General features: G+C 73.4%; 13 protein-coding genes. 8 read left to right on the top strand and 5 right to left on the bottom strand.

Annotation, left to right across the window (positions count from 1 at the left end; translation table 11 throughout):
• Positions 1–329 precede the first annotated feature (329 nt).
• The 7 genes from AC0QU1_RS01105 (at position 330) to AC0QU1_RS01075 (ending at position 11762) form a co-directional block, all read left to right on the top strand.
• Positions 330–1064, top strand: coding sequence for a winged helix-turn-helix domain-containing protein (locus AC0QU1_RS01105; protein WP_483573824.1), 735 nt, complete (start codon positions 330–332; stop codon positions 1062–1064).
• Positions 1061–2527 carry an MFS transporter gene (locus tag AC0QU1_RS01100; RefSeq protein ID WP_483573823.1) on the top strand — a complete coding sequence of 489 codons (1467 nt, stop codon included), beginning with the start codon at positions 1061–1063 and terminating at the stop codon, positions 2525–2527. The genes AC0QU1_RS01105 and AC0QU1_RS01100 overlap by 4 nt, the downstream gene beginning before the upstream one ends.
• Complete coding sequence (locus tag AC0QU1_RS01095) at positions 2524–3291, top strand: LppM family (lipo)protein (protein ID WP_483573822.1); 768 nt, start codon at positions 2524–2526, stop codon at positions 3289–3291. The genes AC0QU1_RS01100 and AC0QU1_RS01095 overlap by 4 nt, the downstream gene beginning before the upstream one ends.
• A 14-nt stretch (positions 3292–3305) precedes the next feature.
• Positions 3306–4322 carry an alpha/beta hydrolase gene (locus AC0QU1_RS01090; protein ID WP_483573821.1) on the top strand — a complete coding sequence of 339 codons (1017 nt, stop codon included), beginning with the start codon at positions 3306–3308 and terminating at the stop codon, positions 4320–4322.
• A 91-nt stretch (positions 4323–4413) separates the two neighbouring features.
• Complete coding sequence (locus tag AC0QU1_RS01085; protein WP_483573820.1) at positions 4414–9039, top strand: SCO7613 C-terminal domain-containing membrane protein; 4626 nt, start codon at positions 4414–4416, stop codon at positions 9037–9039.
• 266 nt (positions 9040–9305) lie between these two features.
• A complete protein-coding gene (locus AC0QU1_RS01080; RefSeq protein ID WP_483573819.1) occupies positions 9306–11117 on the top strand; it encodes a DNA-3-methyladenine glycosylase 2 family protein in 1812 nt (603 codons plus the stop codon).
• A 69-nt stretch (positions 11118–11186) separates the two neighbouring features.
• Positions 11187–11762 (top strand): methylated-DNA--[protein]-cysteine S-methyltransferase, encoded by a 576-nt coding sequence (locus AC0QU1_RS01075; protein WP_483573818.1) that lies wholly within the window; start codon positions 11187–11189, stop codon positions 11760–11762.
• A 95-nt stretch (positions 11763–11857) separates the two neighbouring features.
• Here the strand turns inward: AC0QU1_RS01075 and AC0QU1_RS01070 are convergent, their stop codons facing one another.
• The 3 genes from AC0QU1_RS01070 to AC0QU1_RS01060 form a co-directional block, all read right to left on the bottom strand.
• Positions 11858–12784 (bottom strand): carbohydrate ABC transporter permease, encoded by a 927-nt coding sequence (locus AC0QU1_RS01070; RefSeq protein ID WP_483573817.1) that lies wholly within the window; start codon positions 12782–12784, stop codon positions 11858–11860.
• A complete protein-coding gene (locus AC0QU1_RS01065) occupies positions 12781–13773 on the bottom strand; it encodes a carbohydrate ABC transporter permease (RefSeq protein WP_483573816.1) in 993 nt (330 codons plus the stop codon). Before AC0QU1_RS01065 ends, AC0QU1_RS01070 begins: the two co-directional genes overlap by 4 nt.
• A gap of 128 nt (positions 13774–13901) precedes the next feature.
• Entirely contained in the window at positions 13902–15290 is a 1389-nt protein-coding gene (locus AC0QU1_RS01060; RefSeq protein WP_483573815.1) for an ABC transporter substrate-binding protein, read from the bottom strand.
• A gap of 276 nt (positions 15291–15566) precedes the next feature.
• On the opposite strand from AC0QU1_RS01060, the gene map reads away from it, so the two are divergent.
• Positions 15567–16343: a type I methionyl aminopeptidase gene (gene map / locus AC0QU1_RS01055; protein WP_483573814.1), complete on the top strand. Its 777-nt coding sequence runs from the start codon at positions 15567–15569 to the stop codon at positions 16341–16343.
• A 116-nt stretch (positions 16344–16459) separates the two neighbouring features.
• On the opposite strand, the gene AC0QU1_RS01050 is transcribed toward map, so the two are convergent.
• Entirely contained in the window at positions 16460–17278 is an 819-nt protein-coding gene (locus tag AC0QU1_RS01050) for an HAD family hydrolase (RefSeq protein ID WP_483573813.1), read from the bottom strand.
• Positions 17279–17413: 135 nt separating this feature from the next.
• A complete protein-coding gene (locus AC0QU1_RS01045; protein ID WP_483573812.1) occupies positions 17414–18217 on the bottom strand; it encodes an HAD family hydrolase in 804 nt (267 codons plus the stop codon).
• Positions 18218–18263 lie beyond the last annotated feature (46 nt).

Genomic DNA, 18263 nt, shown 5'->3' with positions numbered 1-18263 from the left:
CTCGCATCGACACGCAGCTTGCGGCTCGGCGGCTTGTTGTGTGAGGAACTTTCGGTTCAGCGGCTCCGCCGGTTCGGCAGGTCCGCCGGGTCGGCAAACCTTCGGTTCGGTGGCCGTCCGGTTCGGTGGCCGTCCGGTTCGGTGGCCGTCCGGTTCGGTGGCCGTCCGGTTCGGTGGCCGTCCGGTTCGGTGGCCGTCCCGTTCTGTGGCCGTCCCGTTCTGTGGCCGTCCCGTTCGGTGGCCGTCCGGATCGGTAGTTTGCGGCTCGGCCGCAGAAGAACCGTGCACAACTATTGTGCATAGCAAGTGTGCATGGTTATCGTGTACGCATGAGCGATCCCCAGGACAACTTTCGTCTCACCCCGGAGGCCGTCAAGGTCCTCGCGCACCCCCTGCGCTCGCGCCTGCTCGGCACCCTGCGGCGCGGCGGTCCGGCGACGGCGACCACGCTGGCCGCGGCGCTCGGCACCAACTCGGGTGCCACGAGCTACCACCTGCGCAAGCTCGAGTCGGTGGGCCTCGTGGCGGACACGGGCGAGGGTGCGGGCAAGCAGCGCCTCTGGCGGGCGGCGACGAGCTCGCACAGCTGGGCGCCCTCCGAGCTCTCCCACGACGAGGACGCCGTGACAGCGCTCGGCTGGCTGGAGCGCGACTACCTGCGCCTGCTCGGCACCGACTTCGGCCGCTGGCTCGACGTCGCGGAGGCCTGGCCCCGCGAGTGGCAGGACGCCGCGGGCCTGGGCGACCGCTGGGTCGAGGTGAACCCCGAGCAGCTCACCGCGCTCCGCAAGGACATCGACGAGGTCTTCGACCGGTACGACCGGGCGGGCGGCGGGCCCGGCGCCCGCCGGGTCAGCATCTGGCAGGTCGCTTTCCCGCTGGAGCTGGACGACGCCCCCGGCGCGGACGACGCCGAAGGCGACAACCCGGGCGACATCGGCCCCGACGACAACGCCAAGGGCGACCATCACGGGACCAGCACCAGCAGAAACGGCACCAGCGGGACCGGCACCAGCGGGACCGGCACCAGCAGAAACGACGACGCCGGGACCGACGGACCATGACCCCCCTGACGCCGCGGCGGGCCCGGCAGGTCTTCCTGCTGCTGACCCTGACCCGCTGGTTCCCCGTCGGGCTGGTGGTCACGGTGACCACGCTGCTGCCGATCGAGCGCGGCCTGTCGGTGCCGGAGGCGCTCACGGCGCTGGCCCTCACGGGCCTCACGGTGTTCGTCCTCGAGCTGCCCACCAGCGGCCTCGCCGACTCCCTCGGCCGCCGTCCGCTGCTCATCGCGGCCGGCGTGCTGCAGGTGGCGGCGGCCGTCCTGTTCCTCACCGCGCAGACGTTCTGGGCGTTCGCCTTGGCCGCGGCGGTCACGGGCGTCTTCAGGGCGCTCGACTCCGGCCCGCTGGAGGCCTGGTTCGTGGACACGGTGCACGCCACCGAGCCGGGGGCCGACGTCGACCGGCCGCTGGCCGCGCACAGCACCGTGCTCGGGGTGTCGATAGCCGCCGGTGCCCTGGTCTCCGGCGGGCTCGTCTGGTGGCACCCGTTCGACCAGTGGTCCGCGCTCACGCTCCCCTACGCGATCTATGCGGTGCTCTCGGCGGTGCACCTCGTCGCGGTGACGGCTCTGGTCCGGGAGACGCCCCGCGGCGCGGCGCGTCCGGCCGGGATCGAGGCCGAGGCCGCACGCGGCGTCCGCCCGACACCCGAGTCCGGAACCACGGCCGGCACCACAACCACAGCCGGCACCACAACCGCGGTCGATACCGCAACACACGTCGAGGCAGCCGCAGCGACCGGCCCCGGCCCGACTCCGGCCCTTCCGCCGTCGGGCCGCGAAGGTGTGGCCGCCCGGGTGGCCGAGTCCGCGCGGCAGGCGCCCGGGGTGATCCGCGACGGCCTGCGGCTGGCGCGGGACAACCCGGTGCTGCGCTGGCTGCTCCTGGTCGAGGTGTTCTGGGGCGCCGGCATGGTGGTGTTCGAGACGTTCCAGCCGATCCGCCTGGCCGAGCTCCTCGGTGGCACCGAGGAGGCCGCGACGGTCTCCGGTCCGGCGGCGGCCGCCGGGTGGGCGGTGTTCGCGGGCGGCGCCGCGCTGACCGGCCTGGCCACGCCCCGCCTCGGGGTGGCCCGCACGGCGATCCTCGCGCGCGTGCTGAACGGGCTCGGGGCCGTGTGGATGGGGCTCGCGCTCGGCCCGGTGGGCCTGGTCACCGCGTACCTGGTGACCTACGGGCTGCACGGCGCGTGCGGGCCCGCCTACCAGGCGCTGCTGCACCGCGAGGCCGAGGCCAGGAACCGGTCGACGGTGCTCTCGATGGCGTCGATGCTCTCGTTCGCCGCCTACTCGCTGGCCGCCCCGGCCCTCGGCTGGACGGCCGACCTGCTGTCCACGCAGGCCGCCATGGTGCTCGGCGGCGCGTTCAGCACCCTCGGCGCCCTGTGCTTCCTGCCCGCGCTGCGCCGGGAACGCCTCCTCTCTGGTCGCGCGCGACGCATGTCGGGCACACTGACCGGGTGAACTTCGCCCGAGCCCTCGCCGCCGCGGTGCTCGTCGCCCTGGCGCTCTCGGGGTGCGTGCGCCTCGACCTGCAGACCACCCTCACCGACCACGGCACCGCGAACGGCGCGCTCGTCGTCGCCATGGCCGACGACGCCGCCGGGATGCTCGGCGACCCCGCCGACGTCTGGGCCGAGTACAAGGACCAGGCGGTCGGCGACGTCCCGGACAGCGTGACCGAGGAGCCCTACGCCGAGGACGGCTACACCGGCTCCCGCTACCTGTTCGAGGACGAACCCGTCGCGACGCTCGCCGCGATCAGCGGCGGCGACCTCGAGGTGGTCCGCGAGGGGGACGAGTACGTGGTCTCCGGTGTGCTCGACCTGTCCCGGCGCATCGAGGGCATCGAGAACGCGCCGGAGGACGTGCTCGGCTCCGTCGAGGCCACCATCACTCTCACCTTCCCCGGTCCGGTCACGGAGGCCAACGGCGAGATCGACGGCAGCACGGTCACGTGGCATCCCGACGCCGAGCGGGCGACGGAGCTGTCGGCGCGCGGACCGGCCACGGCTGCCGGCGTCGGCCCCGGTGCGACGGGTGAGCCGAGCGCTCGGGCGACGGCGGAGGCCGCGCCCACCGCGGTGCCAGAGGAGGCGGACGGCATCATCTCCGCGTGGGGCACGCCGATCACCCTCGCCACGCTCCTGGTGGTCGTGGTCGGCGGGCTGGTTGCCTATATGGTCAGCCGACGGCAGCGCACCACGGCTGACCACGCGCAGGCCTGACGCACGGGAGCGACATGGACGAGACCGCGAACGACTGGACCGAGGACGTGCTGGGCGCGGGCTTCGAGGCCCGCACGCTGCGGCTGCCGGGGCCGTCGCCCACCCGGCGGAGGCTCGCGGTGCGGCGTGGCCGCTCCGTGGCGAGCGAGGGCGCCGAGGCCACCCTGGTCCGCTACGTGCCGGACGGCGGCCCCGGCGTAGGCCGCCCGCCCGTGCTGTACGTGCACGGGTACACGGACTACTTCTTCCAGCGGCACCTCGCCGAGGCCGTCGCCGCGCGCGGCTACCCGTTCTACGCCATCGACCTGCGGGCCCACGGGCGGTCGATCGACGCGTGGACCAGGGCGGGCGGCGACGCCAACATGGTCAACGACCTGGCGCTCTACCAGGAGGACCTCGACGCCGCTGCGGACGCCATCGCCGCGGAGGGCCACACCGGGCTGGTGCTCCTCGGGCACTCGACGGGCGGCCTCATCACCTCGATGTACGCGAACGCACGCTCCGACCGGGTGACGGCCCTCGTGCTGAACAGCCCGTGGTTCGACCTGAAGGGGAGCTGGTCCGACCGGACGGTGACCACCCAGGCGGTGTACGTGCTCGGGCGGATCGCGCCCCGGACGGTGGTGAACCGGCCCGGCCAGGACTACGGCCGGGCGCTGCACCGGGCCACGGGCGGCGAGTGGGAGTACGACCTGCGCTGGAAGCCGCACGGCGGGTTCCCGGTCCGCGCCGGATGGCTGGCGGCGGTCCGCCGTGGCCACCGCGCGATCGGCCGCGGGCTGCCCGTCCGGTGCCCTGTCCTCGTGTGCACCAGCGACCGGACCGGGCCCGACGGCGGTGAGGCGGCCCTGATGCTCAGCACGGACGCCGTCCTCGACGTGGCGCACATGCATGCCCGCGCCCCGCGGCTGAGCACCACGGTGGACATCTCGATCATCGAGGGCGGCGCCCACGACCTGGCGCTCTCCCCGAGGCCGGCCCGGGAGAAGTACCTGACTACCGTGCTCGACTGGCTGGACGCGAAGGCCTGACCCCGCGAAACACACATTTAGCACGAAAACGTGACCGATTCGTCGCGTGCCGTAGACCCTACGGCTGCCCGGGTCCGCCAGGCTTCCTCCCATGGAAGAGACGTGGGTAAGTCACGCGCTGCGGCGTCTGCCCGACACCCAGTCCTGCCCGGCGTGCGGCGCGCCCCTCCACGCCGCCGTCTGCGGGAGCTGCGCGCTCGACCTCAGCGGGCGGCGCGGCGTCGAGCTGCACCAGGCCTCGCTCGCCGTGGAGCGGGCGATCCGGGACCGCCAGCGGATCCTCGACGAGATGCGCGCCGAGCAGCCAGCGGCCGACCGGTTCGCCCGGATGGCCGACGGCCGCGCGCTCGCGGCGGGCGGGGTTCGGCCGGTGGGCGACGGGGTGACGGCCGCCGTCGCGACGGACGCCGCGCCGGCAGACGGCGGGGCAGTCGGCGCCGCGGAAGGTGGCGGGGCTGGCTCGGCCGGGGCTGGCTCGGTCGGGGCTGGCTCGGCCGGGGTGGGCCTGGCCGGAGCGGGCCCGGCGGCTTCGGCGGCCGCGGCTTCGGCGGTCCGGCGCCCGACGGCGGCCGCGTCGCCCGACCCGGCCGGCGCACCCTCCGCCGTCCCGGGCCCGGCCGCACTGCGTCCCGCGGTGGCTCTCCAGCCGATCCTCGCCGGCGTCGGCGCGGCGCTGCTCGCCGTGTCGGCGGTGGTCTTCGTGTTCTTCACGCTCGCGGACCAGCTCGTCCTGCGCACCGTCGCGACCCTGCTGGTCACCGTCGCGTCCGTGGTCGCGGCCGCGCTGATGCGGCGCGCCGGGCTGCGGTCGTCCGCCGAGGCGGTGGCGGCCCTGTCCGTCGCGCTGGCCTGGGTGTGCGCGGAGCTCGGGCTGCAGGCGGGGCTGCTCGACGGCGTGAACCCGTTCCTCGCCCGGACTGTCCTGCTCGCCCTGCTCGTCCCGGCCCTCGTCGTCCTGGGCAGCCTGCTCACGGTGCGCTCCTGGGTCGCGGCGGGCACCGTCGCGGCGCCGCTCGTCCCGCTGCTGCTCGCGGCGGGCCTGTCCGACGTCGGCCTGGCCGCCTGGGTCTGGATCCTCGCCCTGGTCGCGGCGGCCCTCGTGGCGCACGCCGGGACCGGCGTCCTGCGGCGCGCCGGCGCGCGCCTCGGCGGCACCCTCCGGTGGGAGGCGAGGGTGCTGGGCGTCGTCCGCACCGTCGCCGTCCCCGCCGCGCTCGGCGCGACCGTGGCCCTGCCCGGCTTCGCCGCGCTGCCCTTCGCCGCCTGGTGGGCGCTCGTCTCGGTCGGTGCCGTCGCGCTCGGTCATACGCTGTCCGTGCGCGCCTGGGCGACGACGGGCCTGGTCATGGCGCCGTTCGCGGCGTTCCCCGCCGCGCTCGCCCTGCCGGAGGACGCCGTCGCACGGCCCTGGGCGGTCGGTGCCGGGGCGCTGCTCGTCGCCCTGGCGACGCTGGGTGGGCCGGTGGTCGCGCGCGTCACCGGTCCGCGCGTCGGCTCGGGCCTGCGCGTCGAGCTGCGGCTGCTCGAGGTGACCCAGGCCCTGGCGGTGGTGGTGGCCGTCGGGGCGGCCCTCCTGGTCCCGCCGGTGGCGGTCCTCGCCGCCCTGCCCGGGGACGCCGAGACCGCCGTCCTGCTCGCGGTGACCGCCGTGGTGGCCGCCGTGCTGCGCCAGGGCACGCACCGGCGCTGGTGGACCTTCACCGCGGGCGCACTCGGCGCCGTGGCAGCCACGTTCCTCGCGCCGTGGGACGGCGCGGCGTTCCTCTGGGTCCTGCCCGCGGCGGCGGGCGCGGCGTGGGCGGTGCTCGCCGCGACGCTGACCGTGCTGGTGGCGGGGCGGGTGCGCCGCCTCGTCCCGGGCCCTGGCACGCGCGCCGACCTGCTGCTCGCCGCCTGGCTCGTCGCGGTGCTCGCGTCCGTCCCCGCCGTGTGGTGCGTGGTGCCGCGCGTCCTCGAGGTGCTGCTCGGGGCGCTCGAAGGCGCCCCGACGCCGGGCCTGGGCGACGGCCCGCTGGGCGGCCGGATCCTGATGGCGGAGGTGCGCGACCCCAGCCTGCTCGGGATCGTCGTGCTGACGCTGCTGGTGCTGGCCGCATCGCGGCTGGGCGCCGTGGCGAGCCCGGAGCCGGGCCTGGTGGCGCCGGTGGTCCGGGCCGCGCGGGCCCTGTCCCCCTGGGTGACGGCCGGCCTGGCGGTCACGGCCGCCGTGCACCCGAGCCTGCCGGCCGCGACGTCGCTCGCGCTGCTGGCCGCCCTCGCCGCGGTGCTGCTCGCCGCGAGCGCCGACCCGGAGCGGTCCTGGTGGCCGCTGCGCCCGGTCGTCTCCGGGGTGCGGTCCGGGTTCGACGGCGTGCGCCAGGCCTCCCGGATCGTGGACTGGCTCGGCGGGGCGCCGATGGGGCCCGCCGAGGGCGCCTCCTGGCGCCGGGCCGCGCTGACCGGCGCCTGTGTCGCCGTCGCCCTGCTGACGCTCGGGTCCTGGCAGAGCCGTCCGACGGTGCTGGCCGGCGCCGTCGTCGTGGTGCCGCTGGTGCTGGCGGCGCGGGCGGCCCTGCCGCGCGCCACGCATCCCGCTCTGGTGGCCGGGGCGTACGCGTATGCGCTGATCGTGGGCGGGGTGTGGCTGGGGTGGCTCGGGTTCGGCTGGGTCGCCGCCGTGTGCACCGTCTCGGCGGTCGCGTCCCTGGTAGCCGTGGCGGTGACCTTCGGCCCCAGGGTCACCCGCGACGAGTGGTTCGCCGTGCTCGGCGTGACGGCCGTGCCGTTCGCGCTGGGTGTGCTCACGGTGGTGGGCGAACGCACGTGGTGGTCGGCCGGGGCCGCCGCCGCGATGCTCCTCCTGGAGCTGGTGCTGCTCCTCACCCGGCGCACGGGCCTCGCGCCGGCCGTCCGGGTGATCGCGGCGGGCCTGGTGCTGCCCACCGCCTCCGTCACGATCGTGAGCGCCGGCGCGATGCTGCTGCCGGTCAGCGGCTCGCCGGTGCTGCTGCCGGTCATCGCGGCGGCGGTCGCCGTCGTCGCGGGCGGGGCGCCGCGCGTCGCCGGCTTCCTCGCGGCACGGGTGCCGGACGGCGGCGTCGTCGGCTCCTGGGTGCGCGGCACCCTTGAGCTGAGCGCGGTGGTCACGGGCGCGATCACCGTCGGGCTGGCTTACGGCCGCCCGTCCGCCGGGCCCGACATCGCCGTCGCCGTGCTGCTGCTCCTCGCGGTAGGCGCGGGCGTCGTGGCCCGCGAGCCCGGCCGCGCCCGCGTCTGGTGGCTCGCCGCCGCCCTCGCGACGTCGGCGGTCTGGACCGCGCTGGCCGACGGCGGCATCCGGCTGGTCGAGGCCTACACCCTGCCGCCCGCGGTGGCGGCGGTGCTGGTCGGGGCACTGCTGGCGCGGCAAGCGGCGTTGGCGGACGGCGTTGGTGGCGCTGGCCTGGCCGGCTACGGGGACGGTACGGATGCCGACAAGGCGGGCCGCACGAACCACGCGAGCGCTCGCACGACTGATCGCGAGGATCAGGCTGCTGCTGACCTGGCGGAGTCCGGCGAGGGCACGGGTTCCGCCCAGCCCACACCGCCGTCGGGCCGCCGGACGCATGGCTGGCGGCTTGCCGCCGCCGGCGTCGTGCTCGCCCTGGTGCCGAGCGACCTGACGCTGGCCCTCGCCTCCGGGCCGGGGGATCCCCGCGGCTGGATCCTGCTGGCGGCGGGGCTCGTCCTCATGCTGGCGGTCGTCGGGCTGCGCAGGTGGCCGGTCGTCTCGGCGGGCTGGACCGCGGACGCCCGCGCGCTACTGGCCGGCGCCGCGCTGCTCGCGAGCGCGGGCCTGACGATCGAGTCGCTGCAGGTCGCGGCGTCGCCGCTCGGTGAGCCAGGGATGCGGTTCGCGGTGGGCCTGGGCTGGGCGCTGGCGGCGGGGGCCATCTCGCTCGGTGCGATGATCCGCGTGCGGCCTGGGACGGCGTCGCCCCGCCTGCGGCGGCTGATCGTCACGGCGGGCCACGTGCCGGCGCTGCTGTTCCTCACGGTCGGGGCGGTGGCGAACGCAGAGCCCCACTGGGGTGCCATCGCCACCCTCTGGGCGCTGGAGGTCGCGCTGCTGGTGCTGCTCGTGCTGGTCGCGCGACGGCTCCTGCGCGGGCTGACCACCGGCATCCCGTCCTGGACCGTCTGGGTCGCCGCGCTGGCCGCGGCCATCGCGGCGTGGAGCCCGCGTGAGCTGCGCGTCGAGGTGTTCTCGCTGCCGCTCGGCGTGGGGCTCGTGGTGGCCGGATGCTTCGCGCTCGGCGAGTGGGAGGCGTGGACCAAGGTCGGCGGGCCCGATTCCACCCCGGCCCCGCGGCGCACCCTGATCGGCTGGCCGGTCGGCTGGCCGGGCTCGTGGACACTGCTCGGGCCGGGCATCCTCGCCCTGCTCGGGCCCTCCGTGCTCGCGACCCTCACGGACCCGCAGACCTGGCGGGCCGTGCTCGTGGTCGGGGTGGCGCTGGCCGGGGTGCTCGTGGGGTCGCGGCTCCGGCTCGCCTCGCCGTTCCTGATCGGCGTCTGGGTGCTGCCGGTCGAGGTGCTGATCGTGTTCCTCACGCAGCTCGGGACGGAGATCTCGGCCGTGCCGTGGATGCTCACGCTCGCGGCGGCGGGCGGGGTGCTGCTCATCATCGCCACGCTCGACGAGCGGCGCACCGCGGGCTACGGCGGCGCAGCGGCGTATCTCCGGGACCTGCGCTGACCCGTGCGACGCCGCGCCCGAGGGCCGTGCGACGCCGCGCCCGAGGGCCGTGCGAGGCGGCGTCCCGAGGGCCGCGCGACGGCGCGTCCGAGGGCGGATGCCGACGCGCCTGAGGGCCGCCAGCGAGTCTGACGGCCGGGCGCCAGCGAGCCTGAGGGCGTGTGCCGGCGCACCTGACGCCCGTGTGCCGACGCGTCTGAGGGCACTCACTGCCGTGTCCGAATCCCGCTAGCCGCCGCGCCCGCACGGAGCGCAGGATGGTGGCCATGACCGACGTCGAGCTCCGTGACCCCGCGTTCGCCGAGCGTTACCGCGCCATCGCGGCACGCGACGCCCGCTTCGACGGGCAGTTCTACACCGCCGTCCGCACGACCGGTATCTACTGCCGGCCGTCGTGCCCCGCGCGTACGCCGAAGGCCGAGAACGTGCAGTTCTACCTGACGTCGGCGGCGGCGCACGAGGCCGGCTTCCGCGCGTGCAAGCGGTGCCTGCCCGAGGCGGCCCCCGGCACCCCGGCGTGGGACCTGCGCCGCGATCTGACGGGCCGCGCGATGCGCCTGGTCGCGGACGGCGTCGTCGACCGCGAGGGGGTGTCCGGGCTGGCGACCCGGCTCGGCTACTCCGAACGGCAGCTCCACCGCCTGCTCGTGAGCGAGCTCGGCGCCGGGCCCCTGGCGCTGGCCCGGGCGCAGCGGGCGCAGACGGCACGCGCGCTCCTGGTCGGCACCTCGCTGCGCCTGGCCGACGTCGCCTTCGCCGCCGGGTTCGGCTCGATCCGGCAGTTCAACGACACCGTGGCCGAGGTCTTCGGCGCGACGCCGTCGGAACTGCGCGCGCGGGCGCGACGAGCGGGCCGGGGAACGCGGGCGGGCGTTGGCGGTGCTGGGGCTGGCCCCGTCGGTGGCGGCGTAGTCGGTGGTGGGTCGGCCGGTGCCGATGGCGGGTCGGCCCGCGAGGTCGGTCGTTTGCGTCGAGATCGGTCCATCGATGGACCGATCTCGACGCAAACGACCGACCTCGACGCAACCGACCGAGCTCAGGCAGAGGCGAGTGCCGATCTCGGCGCCGCCGCCGAGCAGCACGTGCGGATCTCCCTCACTCTTCCCGTGCGCGAGCCGTTCGACGCGCGCGGAGTCATCGAGTTCCTGGCCGTCCGCGCGGTCGACGGCGTCGAGTCGGCAGACCTCGGCCCCGACGGAGCACACGCGGACGCGCTAGCAGGAACGAAGGCACCGGACGGCACCGGGCCGCGGGTCCTCCGGTACGCGCGCACCGTGGCGCTGCCGCACGGCCCCGGCGCGTTCGAGGTGCGGGTGCCCCATCCGGGCAGCGGCCGGGTGGACCTGGACCTCGAGCTCGCCGACCTGGCCGACGCGCCCGTCGCCGTCGCACGGGTGCGGCGCCTGCTCGACCTCGACGCCGACCCGGTCGCCGTCGACTCGGCCCTCGCGGCCGATCCCGTGCTCGCGCCGTCGGTCGGTGCGGTCCCGGGGATCCGCGTCCCCGGCACGCTGGACCCGGCGGAGCTCCTGATCCGCGCGATAGTGGGCCAGCAGATCAGTGTCGCCGCCGCCCGAACGCACCTCTCGCGCCTCGCCAAGGGCGTCGGCACCCCGTACGTCTCGGCGTTCGAGGGCCTCACCCGGCTGTTCCCCACGCCGGGCCAGATCGCCGGTCCTCGAAGGACCGGCGAGGATCCGCAGGACGGCGCAGGCGGCGCCAGGGCCTACCTCCGCCTGCCCGCCCGGATCCTGGCGACGGTGATCGACGCGAGCCGGGACCTGGCGGACGGGACCCTCACACTCAGCGTCGGCGACGACCCCGACGACCTGCGGCGACGCCTCGTGTCCCGGCCCGGGATCGGCCCGTGGACGGCCGGCTACGTGACGCTGCGGGTGCTCGGCGACCCGGACGTCCTCATGGACGGCGACGTCGCACTGCTCGCCGGCGCACGCAACCTCGGCCTGGTCTCGGCGGACCTGCCCCGGCCCCGCCAGTTCAAGGAGCTCGCCCAGCGCGGCGCGGCCTGGGCGCCCTGGCGCTCGTACGCCGCGATGCACCTCTGGCGCGCCGCCTGACGTGTCAGACCTCCGGGTCACCCGAGTGACCCGCACGTCTGACGACTCGATCTCACGGAAGGAAAGATCATGAACGCCACGACCCTGAGCACCCCCGACGGCCCGTTCAGCATCATCGTCTCGGCCGTCCCCGAGACCGCCGGCGACGAGACCCCCGGCAACAACACCACCGCCGGCCCGGAGGCGATCCTCGCCGCCGGCTGGACCGCCGACCTCGACGCCCTCCTCGCCCTCGTCCACCCCACGCTGCGCCCCGCCGCCGGGGCCGAGCCGCTCGCCCGGCCGTCGTCGACGTCGGACGGTGTGCTCGCGGAGGCGGCCGACGCCGTCCGCGCCTACTACGACGGTGACCACGGGGCGCCGGGGCGCGTGCCCGTGCGGCAGGCGAGCGGCCCGTACCGGACGCACGCGTGGGACGTGCTGCGCGAGGTGAAGGCCGGCGAACGCCTGACCTACAGCGAGTACGCCCGGCGCACCGGTCGGCCCGCTGCGGTACGGGCGGCGGCGGGGGCGTGCGCGATGAACGCCGCCGCGCTGTTCGTGCCGTGCCACCGCATCCTGCGCCTCGACGGCACGCTCGGCGGGTTCCGCTACGGGCTGCCGATCAAGGAGAGCCTGCTGGCCCGCGAGGCGTCGACGCGGTAGCCCGCTTCGCTTCGAGACCGAGCTTTCTTCGCTTTGAGGCGTTCAAAGCGAAGAAAGCTCGGTCTCGAAGGGGAGCTGCTTCCGCGGGTGGGACGTCAGCCCTTGACCGAACCCGCCAGGAGACCGCGCACGAAGTAGCGCTGCAGCGACAGGAACACGATCAGCGGCACCACGATGGAGATGAACGCGCCGGCCGACAGGACATGCCAGTCGCCGCCCCGCGAACCCGCCATCTCCGCCACGCGCACCGTGAGCGGTGCCGTGTCGGTGGAACCCATGACCAGACCGACGAGCAGGTCGTTCCACACCCACAGGAACTGGAAGATCCCGAAGGCCGCGATAGCGGGGGTGAGCAGCGGAAGGATCACCCGGAAGAAGATCCCCACGTGCCCGGCACCGTCCACGCGAGCCGCCTCGACGAGCGACGTCGGGATGTCCCGCATGAAGTTGTGCAGCAGGAAGATCGCCAGCGGCAGCGCGAACATGGAGTGCGACAGCCAGATGGGCCAGAACGTGCCGTTGATCCCCGTGTCGACGTACGCGGACAGCAGGGGGATGAGCGTGATCTGGATGGGCACGATCTGCAGCGCGAACACCGCGACGAACAGGATGTCGCGGCCCTTGAAGTCGATCCACGCGAACCCGTACGCGGCGAGCAGCGCGATGGTGATCGGGATGAACACCGACGGCAGCGTGATCACGAACGAGTTCACGAAGTAGTCGAGCAGGTTGGTCGAGCTGTCGAACAGCGCCGACTCGTAGTTGCGCAGCGAGAACACGCCCTCGCCGGCGAGCGCGTCGCCGAAGACCGTCCACCAGCCGCTGCGCCGGATGTCCAGCTCGGGCCGGAACGACGTGATCAGCAGCCCGAACGTCGGGATGGTCCACAGGACCGCGATCACGATGGCGATCGTGCTCGCCCACGGCGAGCTGAGCGCCTTCCTTGCCTTGCGCGCCCGTTCACCGACGGTCGACCGCTGCCGAACCGCACCGGCCGCCTCAGGCGCCTCTGTGGCACTCATCGGACCTCCTCGGCCAGGCGCATCTGGCGCACGTTGTAGATGATCACCGGTATGACGATGACGAACAGCAGCACGGCGAGGGCAGCGCCCATGCCGGCGTTGTTCTGCCGGAAGCTCTGCTCGTAGAACTCGTTCGCCACGACCGAGGTGCCGTACCGGCCCGCGGTCATGGTGCGGACGATGTCGAAGGCCTTGAGCGTGGTCATGGCGATCGTCGTCAGCACGACCACGAGCGCCGGACGGATGCTCGGGATCGTGATGCGCCAGAACATGCCCCAGCCGGACAGGCCGTCCAGGCGGGCTGCCTCGACGATGTCGTTGGGGATGGCGCGGATCGACGCCGAGAGCAGGGTCATCGAGAAGCCCGTCTGGATCCAGATGAGCACGACCATCAGCAGGAAGGTGTTTCCGGGCCGCTCGAGCAGGAACTGCACCGGCGTGCCGTTGAACCAGACGATGATCTGGTTCAGGAGGCCCGTCTGCTCGATGCCCGGCTGGTCGGGCTTGTACTCGTAGACGAACCGCCAGATGATGCTCGCGCCCACCATGGAGATGGCCATGGGCAGGAACACGAGGGCCTTCGCGAACTTCTCGAACCGGCTGCGGTCGACCACCACCGCGTAGACCAGGCCGATGAACGTGGCCAGGATCGGCGCGACCAGCACCCAGAGCGCGGTGTTCCCGAGGACGAGCAGGAACGCCGGCTCACTGAGCGCCCTGACGTAGTTGTCCACGCCGACGAACGCGGAACCGTTGCGGTTCTGGAAAGAGTTCACGAAGGTGCCGACTGCCGGATAGAGCAGACCTGCTGCCAGGAGCAGCAGCGCCGGGCCGACGAACCCGCCCGCGATGAACCACTTCGAGGGGCTCCGCCGCCGGTCCACAGCGAAGAGGATCACGGCCATCACCACGACGAAGAGCGCGATCGCGATGAGCATCAGCAAGAATTTGTGTACCGGGTCTTCCCCGGCGTTCAGAAACCAGTCCATGGATCCTCCAGATCCTGGTCGTCAGGTCCGGCCGTCATCGCCCAGACCATGTCCAGAGCCTAGGCCGACGGAGGCGCGGGACACGAGGTCCCGCGCCTCCGCGCGTCACCAAGGCCGAGAACTACGGGTCAGTTCTCGGGCCAGGAGGCTTCGATCTCGTCCGTGACCTCCTGGCTGCTGAGGTCCGAGGCGAACCATTCGGTGATACCGGCCCAGAAGGTTCCGGCACCGACCTCGGACGGCATCAGGTCCGAGGCGTCGAACCGCGCCACCGTCGCCGGGTCGGCGAGGATCTCGGCCGACAGCCGGTCGAAGTCCGTGGCGAGCAGTTCCGGGTCGAGGCCGTTGTTGGCGCTCACCCAGCCGCCGGCCGGCGTGGCCGCCGCCTTGGCGTTGGCCCAGTCGGAGCTCGACAGGTAGGTCTGGAAGGCCTGCACCTCTGGGCGGTCCGTGAACGCGCCGATGAACTCGCCGGCCACGAGGGTCGGCCGCTCGTCGGTGGTCTCGGCCGGCAGGTAGAACGCGTAGACGTCGCCGTCGGGCGCCACCTCGGTGCCCTCGGGCCACTGCGTCTGGTAGAAGTTCGCGGCACGGTGCATCCAGCACGAGCCCTCGAGGATCGGGAAGCCGGCGTCCGTCCAGGGCGCCGTCGCGATCGAGTCGACCCCGCCCAGGCCACCGTTCACGTAGTCCGGGTTCTTGAGGATCTCGCCCGCCATATCCCACGCCTCGACGATCTGCGGGTCGTTGAACGGGATCTCGTGCGTGTACCACTGGTCGTAGACGTCCGGGCCCGCCGAGCGGAGCACCATGTCCTCGATGAAGTCGGTGCCCGGCCAGCCGGTCGCGTCACCGGACTCGACGCCGGCGCACCACGGGATGGCGCCGGTGTCGGCGATCTCCTGGGTGAGCGCCAGCAGGTCGTCCCAGGTCTCCGGGACCTCGTAGCCCGCGTCCTCGAACATGGCCGGCGAGTACCAGACGTACGACTTCACGTTCGAGCCCAGCGGCGCGGCGTAGAACGTGCCGTCGACGGTGCCGTACTCCTTCCACTCCGGGGCCCAGCCCTCGTCGACGTTGGCCTCGACCTGCTCGGGGGCCGGCAGGACGGCGTCGTACTGGCGCACGAGCGTCTGCAGCAGACCCGGCTGCGGCAGGATCGCGATGTCCGGCGGGTTGCCCGCCTGGACGCGCACGGGAAGCTGGGCCTCCATCTCGCGCGACGCCTCGTAGTCGATGGTGACGCCCGTGCACTCCTCGAACGGCTCGTAGGACGCCGTCTGGGTCTCCGCCTCTGGTTCGACGATCGTGGTGTAGACGCTGACCGTGGTCCCCTCGAGGTCGCCGAACTCGTCGTAGGCGGCGCAGTCGATCTCGTACGGGCCGGTCGCCTCGCCGCCGCCGTCGGTGTCACCGTCGCCGCCCGTGTCGGCACAGGCCGCGAGGACGAGGGCAAGGCTCGCGCCGGTCGCCGCGAGGGCGATTCCTCGGCGTCGAGCAGCCATCCGGATAGTCATGTCGTGCTCCTCCACTGCTTCGTGGGCTCAGACCCTCTGACGTGCGGGTACGGCCCGGCACACTGCCAGGTTGCCCTTCCTCAACGCAACCGTGGTTCTCGGTCCAATGCAAGCCCATACAGCATCGCCTTGCATTACGAAATCGTTGCAATCGAACCCGTCGCCCATGTCAGGTGAAAGGCAGGGATGTGCTCGCGCAACGGGCCAACTCGCCTGCCTGCGGCGGGACGTAGGCTTGTGCCTCCGGATCACTGGTGCACCTACGGAAGGACGGACATGATCGAGCTGAGGACGCCGCGCGAGATCGAGGAGATGCGCCCGGCGGGACGCTTCGTCGCCGACGTGCTGCTCGCCGTCCGCGAGGCCGCAGGGGTAGGGGTGAACCTGCTCGAGCTCGACGAGGTCGCGCACAAGATGATTCGCGACCAGGGCGCGGAGTCCTGCTACATCGACTACCACCCCTCGTTCGGCGCCATGCCGTTCGGCAAGGTCATCTGCACGTCAGTGAACGACGCCGTCCTGCACGGCCTGCCGTACGACTACGCGCTGCGGGAGGGCGACCTGCTGTCGATCGACTTCGCCGCGTCCGTGAACGGCTGGGTCTCCGACTCCGCGCTGTCGTTCGTGGTCGGCAACCCGGCGCCGGGCCGCGCCGAGGCCGACGCGAAGCTGATCCGCACCACCGAGGTCGCGCTGGAGGCGGGCATCTCCGCGGCCCAGCCGGGCCGGCGGATCGGCGACATCTCCGCCGCGATCGCCGAGGTCGCACATGCCGCCGGCTACTCGATCAACACCGACTTCGGCGGGCACGGCGTGGGCCGCACCATGCACGGTGACCCGCACGTGCCGAACAACGGGCGCGCCGGACGCGGCTTCCCGCTCAAGCCGGGCCTGGTCATCGCGGTGGAGCCGTGGTTCCTCGAGACCACGGACGAGATCTTCACCGACCCCGACGGCTGGACGCTGCGGTCGGTCGACGGGTCGCGCGGCGCGCACTCCGAGCACACGATCGCGATCACCGAGGACGGCCCGCTGATCCTGACCGCGCGCTGACGACAGGCGAGCCGGGAGTGCGAGCCGAGGGACGAGGCCCGGACTCCCGGGGAGCCCGAGGAAGCGCGCCGCACGGGCACCGCGCGCTGACGACCGGCGCCCGCGCCAGGCCGGCGTCAGATCAGCGGCTTCAGCGCCTGGATCACGCCGTGCTGGCTGATGTCGCCGACCGTCTCGTTGGCGATCGCCTTCACCTCGTCGGGGGCGTGCCCCATCGCGACGGCGCGAGCGGCCCAGTTCAGCATCTCGATGTCGTTCAGGCCGTCGCCGACGGCGAGCGTGTTGTGCCGCGGGACGCCGAGCGCCGAGCGGATGTTCTCCAGCGACGTCGCCTTGCTCAGGTGCCGCGGCGTCACGTCGATCCAGTCGGGTCCGGCGGGCGTGGCGGTGACGCCGTGCCTGCGCAGCGGCCCGAGCAGGTCCAGCACGTGCGGGCCGCGGAGGATCGCGCGCGACGCGGGCATAGCGCCCAGCTCGGCGATGCTGACCACCCGCTGGGCGCCGTTGACCTCGTGCGGCTCGAACAGCCGGTTCACGCGGTAGCCGACGCCGATCTCCTCGACGCCGACCTGCACGTCGGGGAACCGGCTCAGCGCCATCTGGACCACGGGGGCGACGTCGAACGTCAGCACGTTCTCGAGCCGGTAGCCGTCGGCACAGGGATCGCACAGCCGCGCCGTCACCGCACCGTTGGAGGCGACCACCCAGCCGTCGGTGATCCCGAGCTCCCTGGCCACGGGCAGGACTCCCGTCAACGACCGGCCCGACGCGAGGACCACGTGGTGCTTCCGGCCGCGCACGAGCCGCACGGCCAGAACCGTCGGCTCGGGCACGCGTTGCCCGGTGACCAACAGGGTCCCGTCGATGTCGAGGGCGACCAGGTGAGGCGCATCATTGCGCACTCGCATGGACACCGGTTGGTCGTCCAGGATCATCACGTTCCCCCAAGGCACCGTGAGCGCCGTCACCCCTCGACGGATCGCGCCCAAATGTACAGGTATCCGGCCAGTGATCCATACCTTTGCACGAATAACTTTCACCTGTGGTGTCGACCGTAGGTTCTTCTGCTCTCAGAGCAGCGAACGGAGCACTTCCACCACGCCGTCGTCGTCGATCGAGCCGGTCACGTCGTTGGCCGCGGCCCGCACGTTGTCGGCCGCGTGCCCCATCGCCACGCCCCACCCGGCCCAGCGCAGCATGTCGATGTCGTTGCTGCCGTCGCCGACGGCGACGGTGTTCTCGGCCGCGACGCCGAGCTTCCTGCGCACCCCCTCGAGCGCCGACGCCTTGGTCACACCCTGCGGTGCGATGTCCATCCACGCGGACCAGCCGACGGCGTAGGTCACGTCGTCGAACCCCAGACGCGCGGCGATCTCGTGGAACTCCGCGCTGGTCTCGCCCGGACTGCGCACCACCACACGGGTCACGTCGCCGGCCCACAGGTCCTCGAAGTCGACCACGCGGTGCTCCCCGTTGAGCTCCCCCTCGGGGAAGAGCTCGGTCATCCGGAAGCCTACGCCGACATCCTCGACCGCGTAGCGTGCATGCGGGAGCACCTGCTTGAGCATGCGCAGCACCGGCTCCGGATCGAACGTCTCGACCCGGTCGAGGATGTACCCCGTGTCGGCGGTGGCGTCGAGGCGCGCCGTGACGGCGCCGTTCGAGGCGACGATCCAGGAGTCCTCGATCTTGAGGTCCGCCGCGACGGGCGTCATCGCGATGAGCGACCGCCCCGACGCCAGGACCACGTGGTGCCCCGCGGCTCGCACGGCCGCCACCGCGTCTCGTGCCGCGTCCGACAGCACCTCGTCGTAGGTGACGAGCGTGCCGTCGATGTCGAGGGCCACCAGCTTTCGATCGATGTCGCGGAGCACGTTCGCAGCCTACCGACCGATACATGAACATCGGTCGACCAGACAC

It is taken from the genome of Promicromonospora noduliphila, from assembly GCF_056951025.1.
This window is presented reverse-complemented; position numbering and strand designations above follow the sequence as displayed.